The organism is Actinotalea soli, from assembly GCF_017565425.1.
In the GTDB taxonomy this organism is placed as follows: domain Bacteria; phylum Actinomycetota; class Actinomycetes; order Actinomycetales; family Cellulomonadaceae; genus Actinotalea; species Actinotalea soli.
Window position 1 is genome coordinate 207,102 of record NZ_JAGEMK010000002.1, and the last position, 16,316, is coordinate 223,417.

At 72.6% G+C, this 16,316-nt stretch carries 14 protein-coding genes and 1 tRNA gene; 6 read left to right on the forward strand and 9 right to left on the reverse strand.

Annotation, left to right across the window (positions count from 1 at the left end; translation table 11 throughout):
* Nucleotides 1-49 precede the first annotated feature (49 nt).
* From pknB to J4G33_RS05270, 7 genes are read right to left on the reverse strand one after another with little or no spacing between them, the layout of a single operon-like run.
* Nucleotides 50-2,056, reverse strand: coding sequence for a Stk1 family PASTA domain-containing Ser/Thr kinase (gene pknB, locus J4G33_RS05240; RefSeq protein WP_208054879.1), 2,007 nt, complete (start codon nucleotides 2,054-2,056; stop codon nucleotides 50-52).
* Nucleotides 2,056-3,429, reverse strand: a complete 1,374-nt coding sequence (locus J4G33_RS05245) for a serine/threonine-protein kinase (RefSeq protein WP_208054880.1) — start codon at nucleotides 3,427-3,429, stop codon at nucleotides 2,056-2,058. Before J4G33_RS05245 ends, pknB begins: the two co-directional genes overlap by 1 nt.
* Complete coding sequence (locus J4G33_RS05250) at nucleotides 3,426-4,874, reverse strand: peptidoglycan D,D-transpeptidase FtsI family protein (RefSeq protein ID WP_208054881.1); 1,449 nt, start codon at nucleotides 4,872-4,874, stop codon at nucleotides 3,426-3,428. The genes J4G33_RS05245 and J4G33_RS05250 overlap by 4 nt, the downstream gene beginning before the upstream one ends.
* A complete protein-coding gene (locus J4G33_RS05255) occupies nucleotides 4,871-6,352 on the reverse strand; it encodes an FtsW/RodA/SpoVE family cell cycle protein (protein WP_208054882.1) in 1,482 nt (493 codons plus the stop codon). The genes J4G33_RS05250 and J4G33_RS05255 overlap by 4 nt, the downstream gene beginning before the upstream one ends.
* Nucleotides 6,353-6,401: 49 nt before the next feature.
* Nucleotides 6,402-7,634 carry a Stp1/IreP family PP2C-type Ser/Thr phosphatase gene (locus J4G33_RS05260; RefSeq protein ID WP_208054883.1) on the reverse strand — a complete coding sequence of 411 codons (1,233 nt, stop codon included), beginning with the start codon at nucleotides 7,632-7,634 and terminating at the stop codon, nucleotides 6,402-6,404.
* Nucleotides 7,635-7,643: 9 nt separating this feature from the next.
* Nucleotides 7,644-8,141: an FHA domain-containing protein FhaB/FipA gene (locus tag J4G33_RS05265; RefSeq protein WP_208054884.1), complete on the reverse strand. Its 498-nt coding sequence runs from the start codon at nucleotides 8,139-8,141 to the stop codon at nucleotides 7,644-7,646.
* A gap of 7 nt (nucleotides 8,142-8,148) precedes the next feature.
* The gene (locus J4G33_RS05270; protein ID WP_208054885.1) at nucleotides 8,149-8,856 is read right to left on the reverse strand and encodes an FHA domain-containing protein; all 708 of its coding nucleotides are present in this window, start codon (nucleotides 8,854-8,856) and stop codon (nucleotides 8,149-8,151) included.
* Between the two features lie 244 nt (nucleotides 8,857-9,100).
* On the opposite strand from J4G33_RS05270, the gene J4G33_RS05275 reads away from it, so the two are divergent.
* Nucleotides 9,101-9,183 (forward strand) — tRNA-Leu (locus J4G33_RS05275).
* 469 nt (nucleotides 9,184-9,652) lie between these two features.
* Nucleotides 9,653-11,854: a GW dipeptide domain-containing protein gene (locus tag J4G33_RS05280; RefSeq protein ID WP_208054886.1), complete on the forward strand. Its 2,202-nt coding sequence runs from the start codon at nucleotides 9,653-9,655 to the stop codon at nucleotides 11,852-11,854.
* Nucleotides 11,855-11,875: 21 nt separating this feature from the next.
* Here J4G33_RS05280 and J4G33_RS05285 read toward each other — a convergent pair whose 3' ends face one another.
* Entirely contained in the window at nucleotides 11,876-12,523 is a 648-nt protein-coding gene (locus J4G33_RS05285; RefSeq protein WP_307793761.1) for a DUF998 domain-containing protein, read from the reverse strand.
* A gap of 73 nt (nucleotides 12,524-12,596) precedes the next feature.
* Here J4G33_RS05285 and J4G33_RS05290 point away from each other — a divergent pair, with 73 nt between their 5' ends.
* From J4G33_RS05290 to J4G33_RS05305, 4 genes are all read left to right on the forward strand, one after another.
* Nucleotides 12,597-13,181 (forward strand): SigE family RNA polymerase sigma factor, encoded by a 585-nt coding sequence (locus J4G33_RS05290; protein ID WP_307793762.1) that lies wholly within the window; start codon nucleotides 12,597-12,599, stop codon nucleotides 13,179-13,181.
* Nucleotides 13,178-13,789, forward strand: coding sequence for a hypothetical protein (locus tag J4G33_RS05295; RefSeq protein ID WP_208054889.1), 612 nt, complete (start codon nucleotides 13,178-13,180; stop codon nucleotides 13,787-13,789). Before J4G33_RS05290 ends, J4G33_RS05295 begins: the two co-directional genes overlap by 4 nt.
* 179 nt (nucleotides 13,790-13,968) lie before the next feature.
* Nucleotides 13,969-14,430: a PQ-loop repeat-containing protein gene (locus tag J4G33_RS05300; RefSeq protein ID WP_208054890.1), complete on the forward strand. Its 462-nt coding sequence runs from the start codon at nucleotides 13,969-13,971 to the stop codon at nucleotides 14,428-14,430.
* Between the two features lie 143 nt (nucleotides 14,431-14,573).
* A complete protein-coding gene (locus tag J4G33_RS05305; protein ID WP_208054891.1) occupies nucleotides 14,574-16,034 on the forward strand; it encodes a hypothetical protein in 1,461 nt (486 codons plus the stop codon).
* Nucleotides 16,035-16,049: 15 nt separating this feature from the next.
* On the opposite strand, the gene J4G33_RS05310 is transcribed toward J4G33_RS05305, so the two are convergent.
* Complete coding sequence (locus J4G33_RS05310; protein WP_208054892.1) at nucleotides 16,050-16,217, reverse strand: hypothetical protein; 168 nt, start codon at nucleotides 16,215-16,217, stop codon at nucleotides 16,050-16,052.
* Between the last annotated feature and the right edge of the window lie 99 nt (nucleotides 16,218-16,316).

Here is a 16,316-nt window from a genome sequence, read left to right on the forward strand (position 1 = left end):
GCCAGGATCTCCCCGGCCGGGGGCGTTCTCCGTCCTCGGGACGAGCGGGTCAGTCCCCGTCACCCTCGCCGTTGTTGTTGCCGTTCCCGTTGTTGCTGTTGTCCTGCGACTCCTCGGGGCCGCGGGAGACGTAGATCGTCACGGTCGACCCCTCGGGGACCGAGGCCCCGGCCGCGGGCTCGGTGCGGAAGACCCGGCCCCGGACGACGTCCTCGTCGAACTGCTCGACGATCGTCGAGTTGAGGCTGTTGTTGCCCATGCGGGCCTCAGCATCGTCCTGGAGCAGGTTGTACACGTCCGGGACCTGGACCTCCTCGGGCCCGGCCTCCTCGGCGATGACGATCGAGATGGTGGCCCGCTGCTCGACGGGTCCGGGGGAGCGGCCCTGACGGATCACGGTCCCGGTCTCGGCGTCGCTCTCCTCGCGGCTGAGGTCGATCGAGAGGCTGAGGTCGCTCAGGGCGGTCCGAGCCTGGTCCTCGGTCATGCCGACCAGGTCCGGCAGGGTGACCTGCCCGGTCGAGAGGTAGATCGTGATCTGGGCGCTGGGCGCGACGCTCTCCCCGGCGGCGGGGTCCGTGCGGGTGACACGGTCCCGTTCGATGGTCCGGTGGTTCTCGGTCTGGATGCTGATGTTCTCGAAGCCCAGCTCGGCGAGCTCGGCCCGGGCCTGGGACTCGGTGAAGTTCTCGACGGTGGGCACCTCGACGGCGTCCGGCCCCTGGGAGATCGCGACGCGGACAGTGCTGCCGACCTCGACCTCCTCGTCGGCGCCCGGGTCGGTGCTGATGACGCGCCCTTCCTCGACCTCGGTGCTCGCCTCGGCCACGGGCTCGAACTCGAGCCCGGCGTCCTCGATCTCCTCGCGGGCGAGGGCCTCCTCCATGTTGACCACGTCGGGCACGGCCACGGTCTCGGGCTCGGTCTCACCCCCGGAGGTCAGCACGAGGATGATGCCGACGATCGCGGCGACGGCGATGGCGATGAGGACCCACAGCACCCACCGCCGCTTGGGCTTCTCCTCGTCCTCCTCGGCCTCGGGGTCGGGGTCGCCGACCGCCGGCGTGGATCCGGTCTGCTGCCAGGGCATGACCTGCGTGGGCGAGCTGGCCGCACCCATGACCTGGGTCGCGTCGGCCGGCTGCGCGCCGAGGCCCGCGGCGCCGAGAAGTCCGAGCATCGGTGCGGTGACGTTGCCCCCGCGCACGGCCGCCTCGAGGTCGGTGCGGAACTCGGCGGCGCTGCTGTAGCGGTCGTCGCGGTTCTTCGCGAGGGACTTCATGGTGATGCGGTCGAGGCTCTCGGGCACGTCCGAGGCGTAGGTGCTCGGCGGCTGAGCCTCCTCGCGGGCGTGCTGGTAGGCCACGGCCACGGGTGAGTCACCGATGAAGGGCGGCCGACCGGTGAGCAGCTCGAAGAGCAGGCACCCTGTCGAGTAGAGGTCGCTGCGCGAGTCGACCTGCTCGCCGCGGGCCTGCTCGGGGGAGAGGTACTGCGCGGTGCCGATCACGGCCTGGGTCTGGGTCATGGTCCCGGCGGAGTCGGCCATCGCCCGGGCGATGCCGAAGTCCATGACCTTGACCGCGCCCGTGGGGGTGAGCATGACGTTCGCGGGCTTGATGTCGCGGTGCACGATGCCCGCGTGGTGGGAGTACTCGAGGGCCGAGAGCACCCCGGCGGCGATCTCGACGGCCTCCTCGATCGGCACGGCCGAGCCGTCCCGCAGGATGTCCCGCACGGTGTGGCCCTCGACGTACTCCATGACGATGAAGGGCACGTGGGCGACGCTGCCGCCGGCCTCGGTGAAGACGTCCTCACCGGTGTCGTAGACGGCGACGATCGCCGGGTGGTTCAGGCTCGCGGCGGCCTGGGCCTCGCGGCGGAACCGTGCCTGGAAGGACGGGTCGCGGGCGAGGTCGGAGCGAAGGATCTTGATCGCCACGGTGCGGCCGAGGCGGGTGTCGTGGCCGATGTGGACCTCGGCCATCCCGCCGCGCCCGATGAGCTCGCCGACCTCGTAGCGGCCGCCGAGGATCCGAGGTGCGCTGTCCACCACTACTGGTCCCTCGCTGTCGTCGTGTGAAGTGCCTGGTCACTGCCGGGGCGTGGGCCGATCATCCCACTTGTCCGCTCGGCACCGGGGGAGGTGACCATCGCGATGCTGACCGGGTCGGACCCCACCGGAGGTGGCGCGGAGCGCGACGGTCCCCAGAGGGTATCGGCGAACGCCGCGCCGAGGAGCGCGAAGAGCACCATGAGGATGAGCGCGAGCAGCGGCCGGGAGATCTGGCCCCAGCGCAGGCCCGTGGTCGTCGAGGTGCGGGTGGGCCCTGGGGCGGTCACGGCCCGACGTCGTCCCGAGGTGCGACCGGGGGCGGGCGGCTCGGCCGAGGGGGAGGGGCCCGGCGCGGTGCCGGTCGCTCGCGCCGGGTCCCCCGGGGGGTCCGTGGGGGCGATGGTGGGCGGCGGGGGCTCGGCCGGGGCGGCGCCGGGGGTGGCCTCCGAGCCGGGCACGGGGACGGCACGCTGGGAGCTCGTGGTGATGTCGTCGTGCAGCACGTCGACCGCGCGGGTGTGGCGGGTGGCGGTGACCGGGATCCCACCGGGCGGGGTGCCGTCGAGCAGCTCGTCGAGGGTGCGGGCCAGGGAGGCTGCCGACCGGGGGCGCTCCTCGGGCTCCTTGGCGAGCATGCGCATCACGAGGGCAGCGAGCTCGGGGTCGATCTGGTCCGGCAGGGGCGGCACCGCGGTGTTGACGTGCGCGACGGCGATGTCCACCGCCGTCGGGCCGGTGAACGGGCGGTTCCCGACCAGGCCCTCGTAGGCGACGATCCCCAGGGAGTAGATGTCCGAGGCGGGGGTCGCGGCCTTGCCGATGGCCTGCTCGGGGGACAGGTACTGCGCGGTGCCCATCACCATGCCCGAGGCCGTCATGGGCACCTGGTTGGTGGCCGTCGAGATGCCGAAGTCGGTGATCTTCACCCGGCCCGAGCGGGCCAGCAGGATGTTGCCGGGCTTGACGTCCCGGTGCACGACGCCGCCCGCGTGGGCAGCGTGCAGGGCGCGGGCGGTCTGGGCGAGGATCGGCAGCAGCCGCCGTGTGGGGAGCACCGGCTCACGGTCGAGCAGGTCGGACATCGGCTCGCCGAGCACGAGCTCCATGACGAGGAACCCCGATCCCTCCTGCTCGCCGTAGTCGTAGAGCTGGGCGATGTTGGGGTGGGACAGGCCCGCGCTGTTGCGGGCCTCGGTGCGGAACCGCTCGAGGAACCCGGCGTCCCCCGCGAACTCCTCGCGCAGCACCTTGACGGCGACGTCCCGCGCGAGGGACTCGTCGTGGCCGACCCACACCTCACCCATCCCGCCGATGGCGATGCGGGACTCGAGGCGGTAGCGGCCGCCCAGGGCGATCCCGGCGACCGGCTTCACTCGAGCACCGCCTGCATGACGGCCCGGGCGATGGGCGCCGCGACGGCCCCCCCGGTGGCCTCGCTGCCCAGGGTCCCGCCGTTCTCGACGATGACGGCGACGGCGATCTGCGGGTCGTCGGCCGGGGCGAAGCTGGTGAACCAGGCGTGCGGGGGCACGTCGGAGGAGGTCTCGGCGGTGCCGGTCTTGCCGGCCACCTGGACCCCCGGGATCTGCGCGGCCCGGCCGGTGCCGTCGGCGACGACGCCGAGCATCATCTCCTGGAGGGCGGCGGCCGTCTCGGGGGAGATGGGCTGCCCGAGCTCGCTCGGCGAGGTCTCGGTGACGACGTCGAGGTCCTGGCTGCGCACCGAGTCCACCAGGTACGGGGACATCTGGGTGCCCCCGTTGGCGATCGCGGCCGAGACCATCGCCACCTGGAGGGGGGTCACGCGCACCTCGTACTGCCCGATCGCCGAGAGAGCGGTGGACGGCGCGTCGGGGTCAGGGGGGAAGTAGCTCTCTGCTGACTCCATCGGCACGGTGAAGCGGGTTCCGAAGCCGAACGCCTCGGCCTGCTCCCCGATGAGCTCGGCTCCGAGGTCGAGCCCGAGCTGGGCGAAGGCCGTGTTGCACGAGACGCGCAGGGCGTCGCCCAGGGTCTGGGTGCCGCTGCTCGAGCAGCTGGCCCCGCCGAAGTTGCCGAGCACCGCCGAGCTCAGCGGCAGGGGCAGCTCGTCGGGGGCGGGGATCTGCTCGTCGACGGCCAACCCGTCCTCGAGGGCCGCCGCGGCCGTGACGAGCTTGAACACCGAGCCCGGCGGGTAGGTGTTGCCGGCGATGGCCCGGTTCGCCAGCGGCTGGCCGTCGGCCTCGTTGAGGGCGGTCCAGTTCTCGGTCACCTCGCTCGTGGTGTGCCCCGCGAGCAGGTTCGGGTCGTAGCTGGGCTTGGAGACCATCGCGAGGATGGCCCCCGTGGTCGGGTCGAGGGCGACGACGGCGCCGCGCTGGTCCCCGAGGGCGTCCCAGGCGGCCTGCTGGGCCGCCGGGTCGATGGTGAGCTCGACCGCCGCTCCCTGGGGCTGGCGGCCGGTGATGAGGTCCTGGAGGCGCGAGTAGAACAGCGAGTCGGCCGAGCCGTTGAGCTCGGTGTTCATCGCCTGCTCGATGCCGGACCGGCCGTAGATGACCGAGTAGTAGCCCGTCACGTGCGCGTAGAGCTCGGCCTGGGTGTAGCTGCGCTGGTACCCGAAGGGGGTGTCGACCGGGGCCGAGGAGGCGATCGAGTCCCCCCCGACGACGATCGGTCCGCGGGAGTTGTCGTACTCCCGGTACAGGGTCCGCACGTTGCGTCCGTCGCTGTTCAGGTCGGGGGCCCGGACGAACTGGACCCAGGTGCTGGTCATCATGAGGGCCAGGAACATGACGATGGTGACGTTCGCGAGCCGTCGCAGGGGCGTGTTCATCGGCGCAGCTCACCCACCCCGATGACCTCGGTCTGGTGGTCCGAGCCCCCACCCTGCCCGGTGCTGAAGCCCTGGGTGTCACCCGGCTCGGCCTCGTCACCCGGGACCTCGGGCTCGGGGGAGACGGGGCCGCCCGCCGGGGCCGCCGGTCGGCGCGCGCTGTCGGAGATCCGCAGCAGCAGGGCCACGATGATCCAGTTGGCCAGCAGGGAGGAGCCGCCGTACGCGAGGAAGGGCATGGTCAGCCCGGTGAGCGGGATCAGCCGGGTCACCCCGCCGACGACGACGAAGCACTGGAAGGCCACCACGAAGGCCATGCCCCCGGCGAAGAGCTTGCCGAAGCCGTCGCGCACGCCGATGGCGGTGCGCATGCCCCGCTCGGCGAGGACGAGGTAGCAGACCAGCACGGCGAGCAGCCCGGTCAGGCCGAGCTCCTCACCGATCGAGGCGATGATGAAGTCGGACTCGGCGAAGGGCACCAGGTCGGGACGCCCCTGCCCCCAGCCGGTGCCGAAGAGCCCACCGTTGGCCATGCCGAACAGGCCCCGGACCAGCTGGCCCGAGCCGCCGGGGGAGGCGTTGAAGACGTCGTCGTCGAAGGCGTTGAGCCAGCCCTCGAACCGTGCCGCCACGTGGGAGAACACCTGGGCGGCGAGCACCGCCCCGCCGACGAACAGCACCATGCCGATGACGACCCAGCTGATCCGTTCGGTCGCGAGGTAGAGCATCCCGACGAACAGCCCGAAGAACAGCAGCGAGGTGCCCAGGTCCCGCTCGAAGACCAGCACCCCCAGGGAGACCGCCCACGCCAGGATGATCGGCCCGAGGTCGCGCGGACGGGGCAGCTGCAGGCCCAGCACCTTGGGCCCGGCCAGGGCCAGGGTGTCGCGCGTGGTGACCAGGTAGCCGGCGAAGAAGATCGCCAGGCAGATCTTGCCGAGCTCGGCGGGCTGGAAGGAGTTCCCCGCCACGCGGATCCAGATCCGCGCACCGTTGATCTCCGCGCCCAGCCCGGGGACCAGGGGCAGCATCAGCAGGACGAGCCCCGCGACCATCGCCGTGTACGTGTACCGGCGCAGCGTGCGGTGGTCGCGTAGGAGCACCAGCACGACCGCGGCCAGGATGATGCCCAGGGCGGTCCAGCCCAGCTGTCGCTCGGCGAAGGCGCTGTCCCGCCCGCGGTCGACGTACGCCATGTCGATCCGGTAGATCATCGCCAGGCCGATGCCGTTGAGCGCGATCACCACGGGCACGATCACGGGGTCCGCGTAGGGCGCCCGCCACCGCATGATCAGGTGCAGGCCGAGGCTGAGCCCCACCAGGCCCAGGCTGTAGCCGACGATGTCCACCGGGAGGGTGTCCGCGGTCGCGAGGCCCACCAGGGCGTAGGCGCCCACGCCGATGGCCAGGGCGATGGCGAGGAGGCCGAGCTCGAGGGTGCGGCCGTTGCGCTCGCGGTGGGTCAGGACGGTGGCCATCACAGCACCCCCCGGCAGGTGCTGGCCGCCGCAGGTGCGCCGGCGGGGCTCATGAGTCCCCCGCTGCCTCGGACTCGATGGTCTCGAGCCGGTCCCGTGCGTCGTCGAGGCTGCTCGCGGGGATCGTCTGCTCGACGCGGTCCTGCACGAACCCGGGCAGGTCGGCGAGCTCGGTGGTGCCGGTCTCGACCACCGAGGACAGCTCGAGCGGGCCCACGGACTGGGGGATCCCCTGGAAGATCGCGACCCGGTCGTCGTCGACCCCGAGGTAGTACTGGTCCTGGGTCCAGCCGTAGCCCAGGTAGACCCCCGCCCCGACGGCGGCCAGCACCAGCAGCACACCCAGGGCGGTGAGGATGCGGCGCCCGGTGCGGCGGGGCGGCTCGTCGTCCTCCTCCTCGGGCAGCGGCGGCTGGTCGGCGCGGGAGCGTGCCGAGTGCTGGGCGGCACGGGCGGCGGCGCTCGACCCGCCGAGGGTGGGCCGGTTGCGGTCCAGGGCTGCGGCCCCGACGACGCTCGAGGTGGTCGCCGGCCCCGCGCCGTCGCGCATGGCGTCGACCTCGACGACGTCGCCGACCACGAGGGTCACGTTGTCCGGGGCGCCACCGCGCAGGGCCAGCTCGACGAGGGTGTCGGCGCAGGCGTCGACGTCCGCCACCCCGCGCAGGGTCTCGGCGAGCGTGTCGTTCGAGACCACGCCCGAGAGCCCGTCCGAGCAGAGCATCCACCGGTCGCCCGCGCGCGCCTCACGCACCGACAGGTCGGGGACGATCTCCATGTCGAAGTCACCCAGCACCCGCAGCAGCACCGAGCGCTGCGGGTGGTGCTCGGCCTCCTCCGGGGTGATCTTCCCGGTGTTGACCAGGTGCTGGACGAAGGAATGATCGGTGGTGACCTGGGTCAGCTCGCCCTCGCGCAGCAGGTAGGCCCGCGAGTCCCCGATGTGCGCCATGGCGAGCTTGTTGCCGGTCCGCAGCAGGGCCGTGACGGTGGTGCCCAGGCCCGCGAGCTCGGGGTTCTCCTCGGCGCGCTGGAGGAGCTCGTCGTGCGCGGTGCTGATGGCCTTGCCGAGCTCGTCGAGGGCGTCGTCGGGCCCGTGGGCCTCGTCGTCGAGGGGGGCCAGGTGCGCGACGGCCACCGAGGAGGCGACGTCACCCCCGGCGTGCCCACCCATCCCGTCGGCGACCACCAGCAGGTGGGGCCCGGCGTACGCGGAGTCCTGGTTGTTGGCGCGCACCAGACCGACGTCGGAGCGGGCCGCGTAGCGCAGGGCGATCGTCATGGGGCGCGGCTACCTCTGCAGCTCGAGGGTGCTCTGACCGACGCGGATCGGGGTCCCGGGGCGCACGACGGTCGGTTGCTCGACCTTGTCGCGGCCCAGGAACGTCCCGTTGGTCGAGCCGAGGTCCTCGACCAGCCACTCGCCGTCCTGCGGGAACACGCGGGCGTGGCGCGAGGAGGAGTAGTCGTCGTCGAGGACCAGGGTGCAGGAGGCTGCGCGGCCGATGAGGATCGCCGAGCTGCCCAGGGGGAGGGTCGTGCCGCGCAGCGGGCCGGCCGTGACGACCAGGCGACGCGGGCCGACGTCGCGCCGGGGGATGGGGGCCGACCGCTCGCTCGCCGCCGCGGGGGCGCTCGCCGCGACGGGCTTGCGCGAGCCGGGCCGACGGCGGTTCACGATCCGCGTGCCGTACAGGTCGCGGCGCAGCACCCCGATGGCCGAGAGGACGAAGGCCCACAGCAGGACGAGGTATCCCAGCCGCAGCAGGGTGATCGTGAGCTCGCTCACCCGCCGATCACCGGTCCTCGTCCTCGTCCGCCCCGGTCCAGAACAGGATCCGGGTGCGGCCGATGGTCAGGGTGTTGCCGTCCACGAGGGTGGCTGCAGGGACCTGGTGCCCCTCGACGAAGGTGCCGTTGGTCGAGCCCAGGTCGGTCGCGACCACGCCGTCGGGGGTGACGCGGATCTCGAGGTGCCGCCGGGAGATGCCGGGGTCGTCGACGATGATGTCCGCCTCGCTGCCGCGACCGATCACCGTGACCGGGCCGGTGAGCAGGTAGCGCTGGCCGTCGATGTCCACCAGGGGGTGGCGCGCGCTCGCGGCGACGGCGGTGGCGGGGGCGACGGCGCCGCGCACGGTCGCGCTGCGGATGAGGAAGCGGCCGGTCTCGAGCTCGGCGGACTCGGTGAAGGACACGGTCACCGGGCCGACGAAGGCGTACCGCTGGCTGGTGGCGTGCTCGGTGACGTTGGCCGCGAGCTCGTCGGCCAGCGGCTCGGCGCCCCAGCTCTCGACCTGGGCGTGGTCGGCCTCGGAGAGCTCGATGGTGAACTCGTTGGGCACCACGGTGCGGTCCCGCCCGACGACGGCGGCACGGTCGTCGACCTCACGGCGCAGCGCGCTGGCCAGCTCGACCGGCTTGACCTCGCTGCGGAACGCCTTCGCGAACGCCGTGCTCACCACGCGCTCGACGCCCTTCTCGAACTTGTCGAGAACTCCCATGCCACCTCCTCCCGTCTGCAGCGGCGGTGCCAGGGGGCCCGCTGAAACGTCGTTGCTGGTCGGCGCCTCGCCCTGCGGACGAGGGGCGCCCAGGGCACCACGCGTCGCGCGCGAACAAGAGGACCGGCCAGTGGTCCTGGCCGATGGTATCCGCCAGAGCCTCTCAGGGCTGCCTCCCCACGCCTGCGGGCCGGCGGCCGGATCGTGCTAGCCTTCTGCGTCGCGGAGCATGATGCTCCGCCACGCGCGAGTGGCGGAATGGCAGACGCGCTGGCTTCAGGTGCCAGTGTCCGAAAGGGCGTGGGGGTTCAAGTCCCCCCTCGCGCACAGAGGCGTCTCGGGTTCGTGGAGACGTCAGAGCTTGGAAGACCCCCGGGACGGACCTCGGTCCGCCGGGGGTCTTCTGCGTCGGTGGGATGACGCGCCGGAGGGCTCCCGGTGACGATGGGTGCGGCGTCATCCGATCCTGGATCAATGGTGGATCAGAGGAGACTCACCACCTCGGACGGTTCAGAAGTTCACCCTCCGCACGAGGTCGACGACGCGGATCGGGCGCCTCGGCCCCGCTACCCTTCGTCCACCGACGTGCGAAGGCGCCTCGGCGTGACCTAGCACGAGACGTCGAGGCGGGACCGACATGGCCGATCACCGTAGGACCCCTGCCCTCTTCCGGACCTGGGCAGGCTTGGCTGCGGCGGCCGTGTGCGCGCTCGGACTGGTCGTCCCGAGCGCGCCCGCGGGAGCTCACGCGACGGTCGGCACCGCTCGAGCGGCGGAGATGCCTGCACCCGTCTCGGTGACCGTCGAGGGTGCTCCAGTCGTCGGTGAGAACCTCAGGGCTGTGGTGGCGCAAGCGCCCGAGGGAGCGGACGTCAGCTACCGGTGGAGCCGGGACGGCGCCACGATCGACGCCGCGGACGGCCCGGTGTATGCGCTCGTGATGGCGGACGCTGGTCACGCGATCGACGTCGAGGTCGTCGCTCAGGCTTTCGGCCGCACGGACACGACGGCTCGCTCGACACCGGTGATCGCCGTGTACCCCGGTGAGCTCTCTGTGTCGACCGCGGCTCCCCGCATCGGCGAGGCCGTGACCGTGTCCATCACCGGAGCCGTCCCGTCGGACCTCCGGCACGAGATCTCCTGGCTCGTCGATGGCCGCCCGCAGGTCTACGGCGGGTCTGCGACCTGGAGAGTGAACCGGGGTCTTGGCGGGGTCCTCGCGGTCAGGGTCCGTCCGAGCATCCCTGGCGCGCCCGCGACGGACCTTGTGGTGGGCACTCTGGGCCCTGGAACCATGACTCCGTCATTGGCCATGGACGGCCACATGTACGTGGGGCAGCGCCTTGAGGCCCGGTCGAGCGACATCCCCTCTGGCGCGTCGATCACGCACCAGTGGCTTCGCGACGGGGACGCCATCGTCGGAGCGACAGGGAGGCTCTACACGGTCACGGAGGAGGACACGGGACGCGCCATCAGCGTGTCCGCGACGTTCCGGGCATGGGAGTACGAGAGCGCAACCGTGACGACCCCGGCTCGTCTCGTCGACCCGTCGGTGATCTCTGCAGACGTGAGGATCGCGGGCCATCCCAGATATCAATCCTCCCTCGAAGCTGCCGTAGACGTCTATCCGCGGACCAGCACCGCTACCTACCAGTGGCTGAGGGATGGCCAGCCGATCGCGGGGGCGACCTCCGACAGCTACGTCCCCGAGCTCGCGGACATCGGCCACGGGGTGGCGGTCCGCGCGACCTTCGACGCGCCCGGCGCGGCGACGTCGAGGGTGACGTCGGACAGCCTCACGGTCCGGCGCGGAGTCATCGTCGGGCGTTCACAGGTCGAGAACGGGGCCTTCGTCGGCGGGACGTTGAGGCAACAGTCCCTTTCTCGTCCCGCGGGGGCATCCCGGACGTACCAGTGGCTCCGGGACGGTCAGCCGATCCCGGGCGCGACCCTGGAGACCTACGAGCTGACCGTCGCAGACTTCAGGACCGGGGTCTCCCTGCGCACGACGTACACGCTCGAGGGATACGACGATGCCGTCGCCACGTCCCCGACCGTCAAGGTGGAGCCGGGGGAGATGTCAGCGATGATCGACCACACCGGTGACGACTACATCGGCGCGATCCAAAGCGCGAGAGTCACGAACCAGCGCCCGGCAGACGCAGCACGTACCTATCAGTGGCTGCGCGACGGCGTGCCGATCGCAGGAGCCTCGAGCTCTACCTACGCCCTGAGGACGGCTGACGTGGGCAAGTACGTCTCCGTACAGCTGGCGTTGACCCATCCCGCCTACCGGCCGTTCGCCGACGTCTCCATCGGTCACAAGGGTGTCGACGCGCGACCGTACGTGACCGTCGCCGGTACGGCGGCGCCGGGCAGACCGTTGCGCGTCCGGACACATGACTGGCGCACGGTCGGCTCGTTGAGGTTCCAGTGGTTCGCTGACGGCAAGCCGATCGCGGGCGCGACGCGGAGTAGCTACACGATCCCCTCGGGCGTCGTTGGAAGGTCCGTGACGGTGAGGGTGTCCGCAGTGGTGGACGGAGCTGTGACACTCACGAAGACGTCGCCTGCTGTCGCCACGACGAAGGCCGTGTCGGGCACTCGCTGGGTACGGAGGGAGGGCCCAGCACTCCGCACACGACCGGTGTCCGGCGCCGGGCGCCTCACGGTGCTCGACTCGGGGACGTCGGTCACCCTTCGCGCCAAGACGGTCGACGGATCCTGGGTCGAGGTCCGGGCGGGCACCTGGGTCGGTTGGGTCCAGGCGAGCGACCTCACGGCGACCGCGCTCGAGAACGCGAGCGGGACCCGTCACGTGGCCTCGGCGACAGCCCGGGTGACGACAGGAGTCTCGCCATCGTCGTCGCTGGCCACGACCGCGCGCGAGGGCGCCACGGTGTCCCGCCTCGCCGTCACCGCGTCTGGTACCAGAACGAAGGTGCGACTGGGTAACGGCGTCGTCGGCTGGGTCACGACCTCCCAGCTCCGACGCTGACGAACCCCTCGCCAGCACGGTCTACCCGTCCTTCGCGGTGCGGGCTCCACGCCGTCCTGGTGGACGTGCCGCGCGGCCTCCGGTGATCAGACGCCGCAACCAGAGCACCACCACCAACGGCCACACGGCCTGCGCCCCGGCGACCACCCGCTCGCTCGCCCCGGTCAGCGCCCCGCCGGTCGACGTGACCTGCTGCAGCTCGAGGACGAACCACACGAGCAGCCCGGTCAGCACGGCAGCGGCCCCCCAGGCCACCTCGCGGCGCAGCGGACCGGTGCCCTCGCGCCGCCACGCGCCGAGCGGCCACAGCGAGAGGCCCGCGAAGGCCACCCCCGCCGCGAGGCCGTGCGGCCCGCCCGCGACGTCGACCGGGAGCGCCGCGACCGCAGCCGTCGCCACGCCGCCCACTGCGAGCACCACCCGCCCGGCCCGCGGCACCCCGCGCAGTCCGAGCGCCGTGATCACGTGGCACACCCCCGTGACGGCGAGCCCGGCCGTCATCACCCCGGGGGCGCTCGCCGTCGTCGCCGCCAGGGCGCTGATGGTCTCCTCGACAGGGTCGAAACCAGCCTGGAGGGACTCGGCGAGGAGGAAGCCGCCGATCATCGCGATCGGCGCCGTCACGGCCGAGGCCACGGCCCACCAGGGGATCTGTCGGGTGCGCGTCACCGGCCGATGCTCGCACTCAACCTTCCGGGCCGCCCGAGCGTGTACTACTGAGAGACCGACGGAGAGGTGTGGTGTGCGGGACGAGAGAGATGCGGAGTTCGCGGCCTTCATGGGCGCTGACGCCGGCGCCCTCCTGCACACCGCGTGGTTGCTGTGCGGCGACGCGCACCGCGCCGAGGAGCTCACCCAGCAGGCCCTGGTGAGCACCTACCTCGCCTGGCCCCGGGCCCGCGAGACCGACCCGCTGGCCTACGCGAGGCGCACCCTCGCCAACGCCCGGATCGACACCTGGCGTCGACGCCGACGCGAGGTGCTGGCTGCTCCGGACGCCTTGCCCGAGGGGCAGGCCGACGGTCACGAGGCGACGGTCGGTGACCGTGACCAGCTGGTCCGGGCCCTGCGCTCCCTGCCGGTGCGCCAGCGACGCATCCTCGTGCTGCGCCACATGGTCGGGCTGAGCGAGACCGAGGTCGCCGACGACCTGGGCGTGAGCGTCGGCACCGTCAAGTCCACCGCCTCCCGGGCACTGGCCCGCCTGCGCAGCGAGATCGGGCCCGACGACGCCTTCCGGCGCTCTGCGGCCGGTCAGGTCCTGTCGTCCGAGGAGACGATCACGACCCAGCACGGCGAGGCGAGCATCGTCAGGAGGCACCCGTGACCGGCACCCATGAGGACCTCGGCACCACCGCCCTGCGCGCCCGTGTCCAGGCCATGAGCCCGCCGATGTCCCTCGACGCCGGGCAGGTGCTGACCGCGGCCCGGCGCAGCCGGCGTCGTCGCACGGCGCTGCGTGGCTTGGGCGCCGTCTGCGTGCTCGCCGTGGGTGGGGTGGCCACGGCCGAGGTGCTGACCCCGCACACCGCCGTCGTCGACGTCGCGGGGTGGTGGGGGGAGCCGACGGCCGAGGACGTCGTGGCACTCCTCGGCGAGCCCCCTGATGACCCGCCAGAGAGCCAGGTCGACCTGTCTGAGGAGATCCTCGGGTACCACTACCTCGCTGACCTGCCCGACGGGGTGGCGTACGCGGGGGCGGACCGTGAGGGCAACGTGTGCCTGATCCTGGTGGCCGAGGAGCTGATCGGTTCGTCCTGCGGAGAGCCGTGGCGGCTGGCACGGAGCCCGGAGGGGCAGTGGGCGAGCACGAGCGGCGGCGGCGTCCACCTCGAGGCCACCCTCGTCCCCGACGGCGCCCCTAGCCCTCCCGAGGGCTGGACCGCCGTCCACCCGAACCTCTGGGTGCCGACCGAGGACACCACCGGCCCCTGACCTGCCCAGAAGCACCCGTTCGGCCGAGTGGCATGACGTACGTCTCATCAAGGTCCACCCCGGGATGTCGACTAAGATCGTGACGCTCCCGCCAGGGCGCGACACCCGGTCACCGAGCTCCCCCCGAGCGGTGCCCACCCCCATTCACCTCGCAGCACCCTCATGGTGCTGCCCTCGTCATGGAGTACGTCGTGCAGCTGATCACCGAGGCCAGCGGGTTCCTGGCCTCGATCACCGGATTCCTCGTCTGGCTCCCCCAGGCCCGGCGCGTGTGGCGGGACCGCAAGGACCCGGCCCGCCTGGCCGGGGTCTCGATCCCCACCCAGGTGCTGTCGCTGGCCGGGAACGTGCTGTGGTTCGTCCATGCGATCGGCATCGGGTCCTTCTGGCTCGGTGCCCCGAGCGTGATCAACGTGCCGGTGATCCTGCTGACGATCTACCTGGTGCGGCGCTCGCAGACCGCGGCGATCGTCAACGAGGGCCTGCAGGCACTGGTGCCCGAGGAGATGCCCGACGGTGAGGAGCCCGTGCTCGCCGAGATGCCGGTGCTCGAGGCAGCCCTCACGGCCGACGTCGACCCGGCGGACCCCGAGGTCGCCTCGGCCGTCCAGCACGCCGAGGACTTCGCCCGCGCCGTCTGACCCTTCCCCTCCGACCTCGGGTCGGGGGCCGGGTGCCACGGTTGTGCGGGTTTGTCCGCTCGTCGGTGAACGGCACGTGAAGTCCTCACGACGGCTGCTCCCCGACCGCGCCATCGGGTCCGATCCGTGGTGACACTGGTCAGGTGACCACCACCGAGCGAGGCCCCGCGTCCCAGCCGGAGGCCCGTGGCCGGTCCGCGGCGGCGGCCGGTGCGCACCGCCACGGCGCCGACCCGTTGGCGACCTTCGACGTGTTCGAGACGGTCCTGGTACGGTCCGTGAGCCCTGCCCAGGCGGTCTTCGACGTGCTCGGGGCGCGTGCCGCCGAGGCGGGCCTGATCACCTGCTCGCCCCAGGCCTTCAGCCGTGCCCGGGTCCGGGCCGAGCAGCGCGCCCTGGCCAGCGACCCCGAGGGCACGGGCCTCGCCGAGATCCACGCCGAGCTCGGTGCCACCCTGGGCCTGACCACTGTGGCCCAGGAGCGTCTGGCCGAGCTCGAGATGGCCACCGAGGCGGACCTGCTGCACCCGGTGCCCGCCGTCCTGCCGCGGCTGCGCGAGGCCCGGAAGGCCGCCGGGCGGGTGGTCTTCGTCTCGGACATGTACCTGCCGGCCGAGTTCATCACCGAGCAGCTGCGCCGCCACGGGGCGTGGCACGAGGGCGACGTGCTCTACGTGTCCCACGCGCACCGCACCTCCAAGCGCTCGGGCACCCTCTTCGCGACGGTGGCGGCCAGCGAGGGGGTGCGCCCCCGGGACCTGCGCCACCACGGCAACGACGACGACGCCGACGTCCGCGCGGCCCGCCGTGCCGGGGCCCAGGGGGTCCTGCTGCCCGACGGCAACCCGGGCCGGTTCGAGGTCCTCCTCCAGCGGCACCGCGAGACGACCGACGGGCTCTCGGCGGCGATGGCGGGGGCCTCGCGCCTGGCACGGCTCGACGTGCGCGCGTGGACGAGCCGTGAGCGAGCCCTCATCGAGGTGGCGGCCGGGGTGCTCGCCCCGGTGCTGACCAGCCACCTGGCCTCCGAGCTGCGCAACGCCCGGGCCACCCAGGCCGCCGAGCTGACCTTCACCGACGACGCCCCCGGTCGCACCCTCATGCGCCTCGCGGTGCGGCTCGGGCCGGACCTGCCCCTGCGCATCGAGCCCGGTACCCGCCTCGACGACGCCGCGATGCCCCGGGGCCGGCGCCGCGTGCTCGAGCTGTGCGCGCCGGGCCTGGCCGAGGGGGGGCCACGGGACACGGCCCGCGACCGGGAGGTGGTGCGTCGCACGGTGGACGCCTACCTGACCCACCTGGACCCCGCGGCGTGGAGCCCGACCGCGCACCTGGACCTCTCAGCACCGGTCGACGAGGTCACCAACCTCTTCTGGGCCGTGCCGACCCGCGAGGAGGTCCACGCCTGGACCCAGCTGCGCGAGGCCGACCCTGAGGCCCCGTCGGTCAGGTGGCCCGCGGCCGAGGTCGCGCGTGGGGGCCTCGCTGCGGGGGTGGCGCGCCGGCCACGCACCGCGGTGCACCTGCTCGCCGACCGGGCCCGGCAGCACCTGCGCACCACCGTCGCGGGGAGCCCGCGGCTGCGGTGGTGGCTCGGCGTCTGAGGGGTCGCGAGGCGCTCAGCCCTGTCGCAGGTCGACCATGCTGCGGGCGCCCAGCAGCACCGTGCGTCCGACGTCACGGGCCGTGTGCTCGCGCCACGGGCGACGGTCGACCCAGGGGGTGCGGACGCGTCCGAGAGCGAGCAGGAACCCCAGCAGGAGGACGAGGAAGATGACGGTGCCCATGCCTCGAGCCTCGCTCCGTCGCGTGGGCACGCCCAGTGGCAGAGAAGACATCATGCGTCGACTTTCCGCCACGAGCCGTGCGGCAGATTCCCCGGTCCG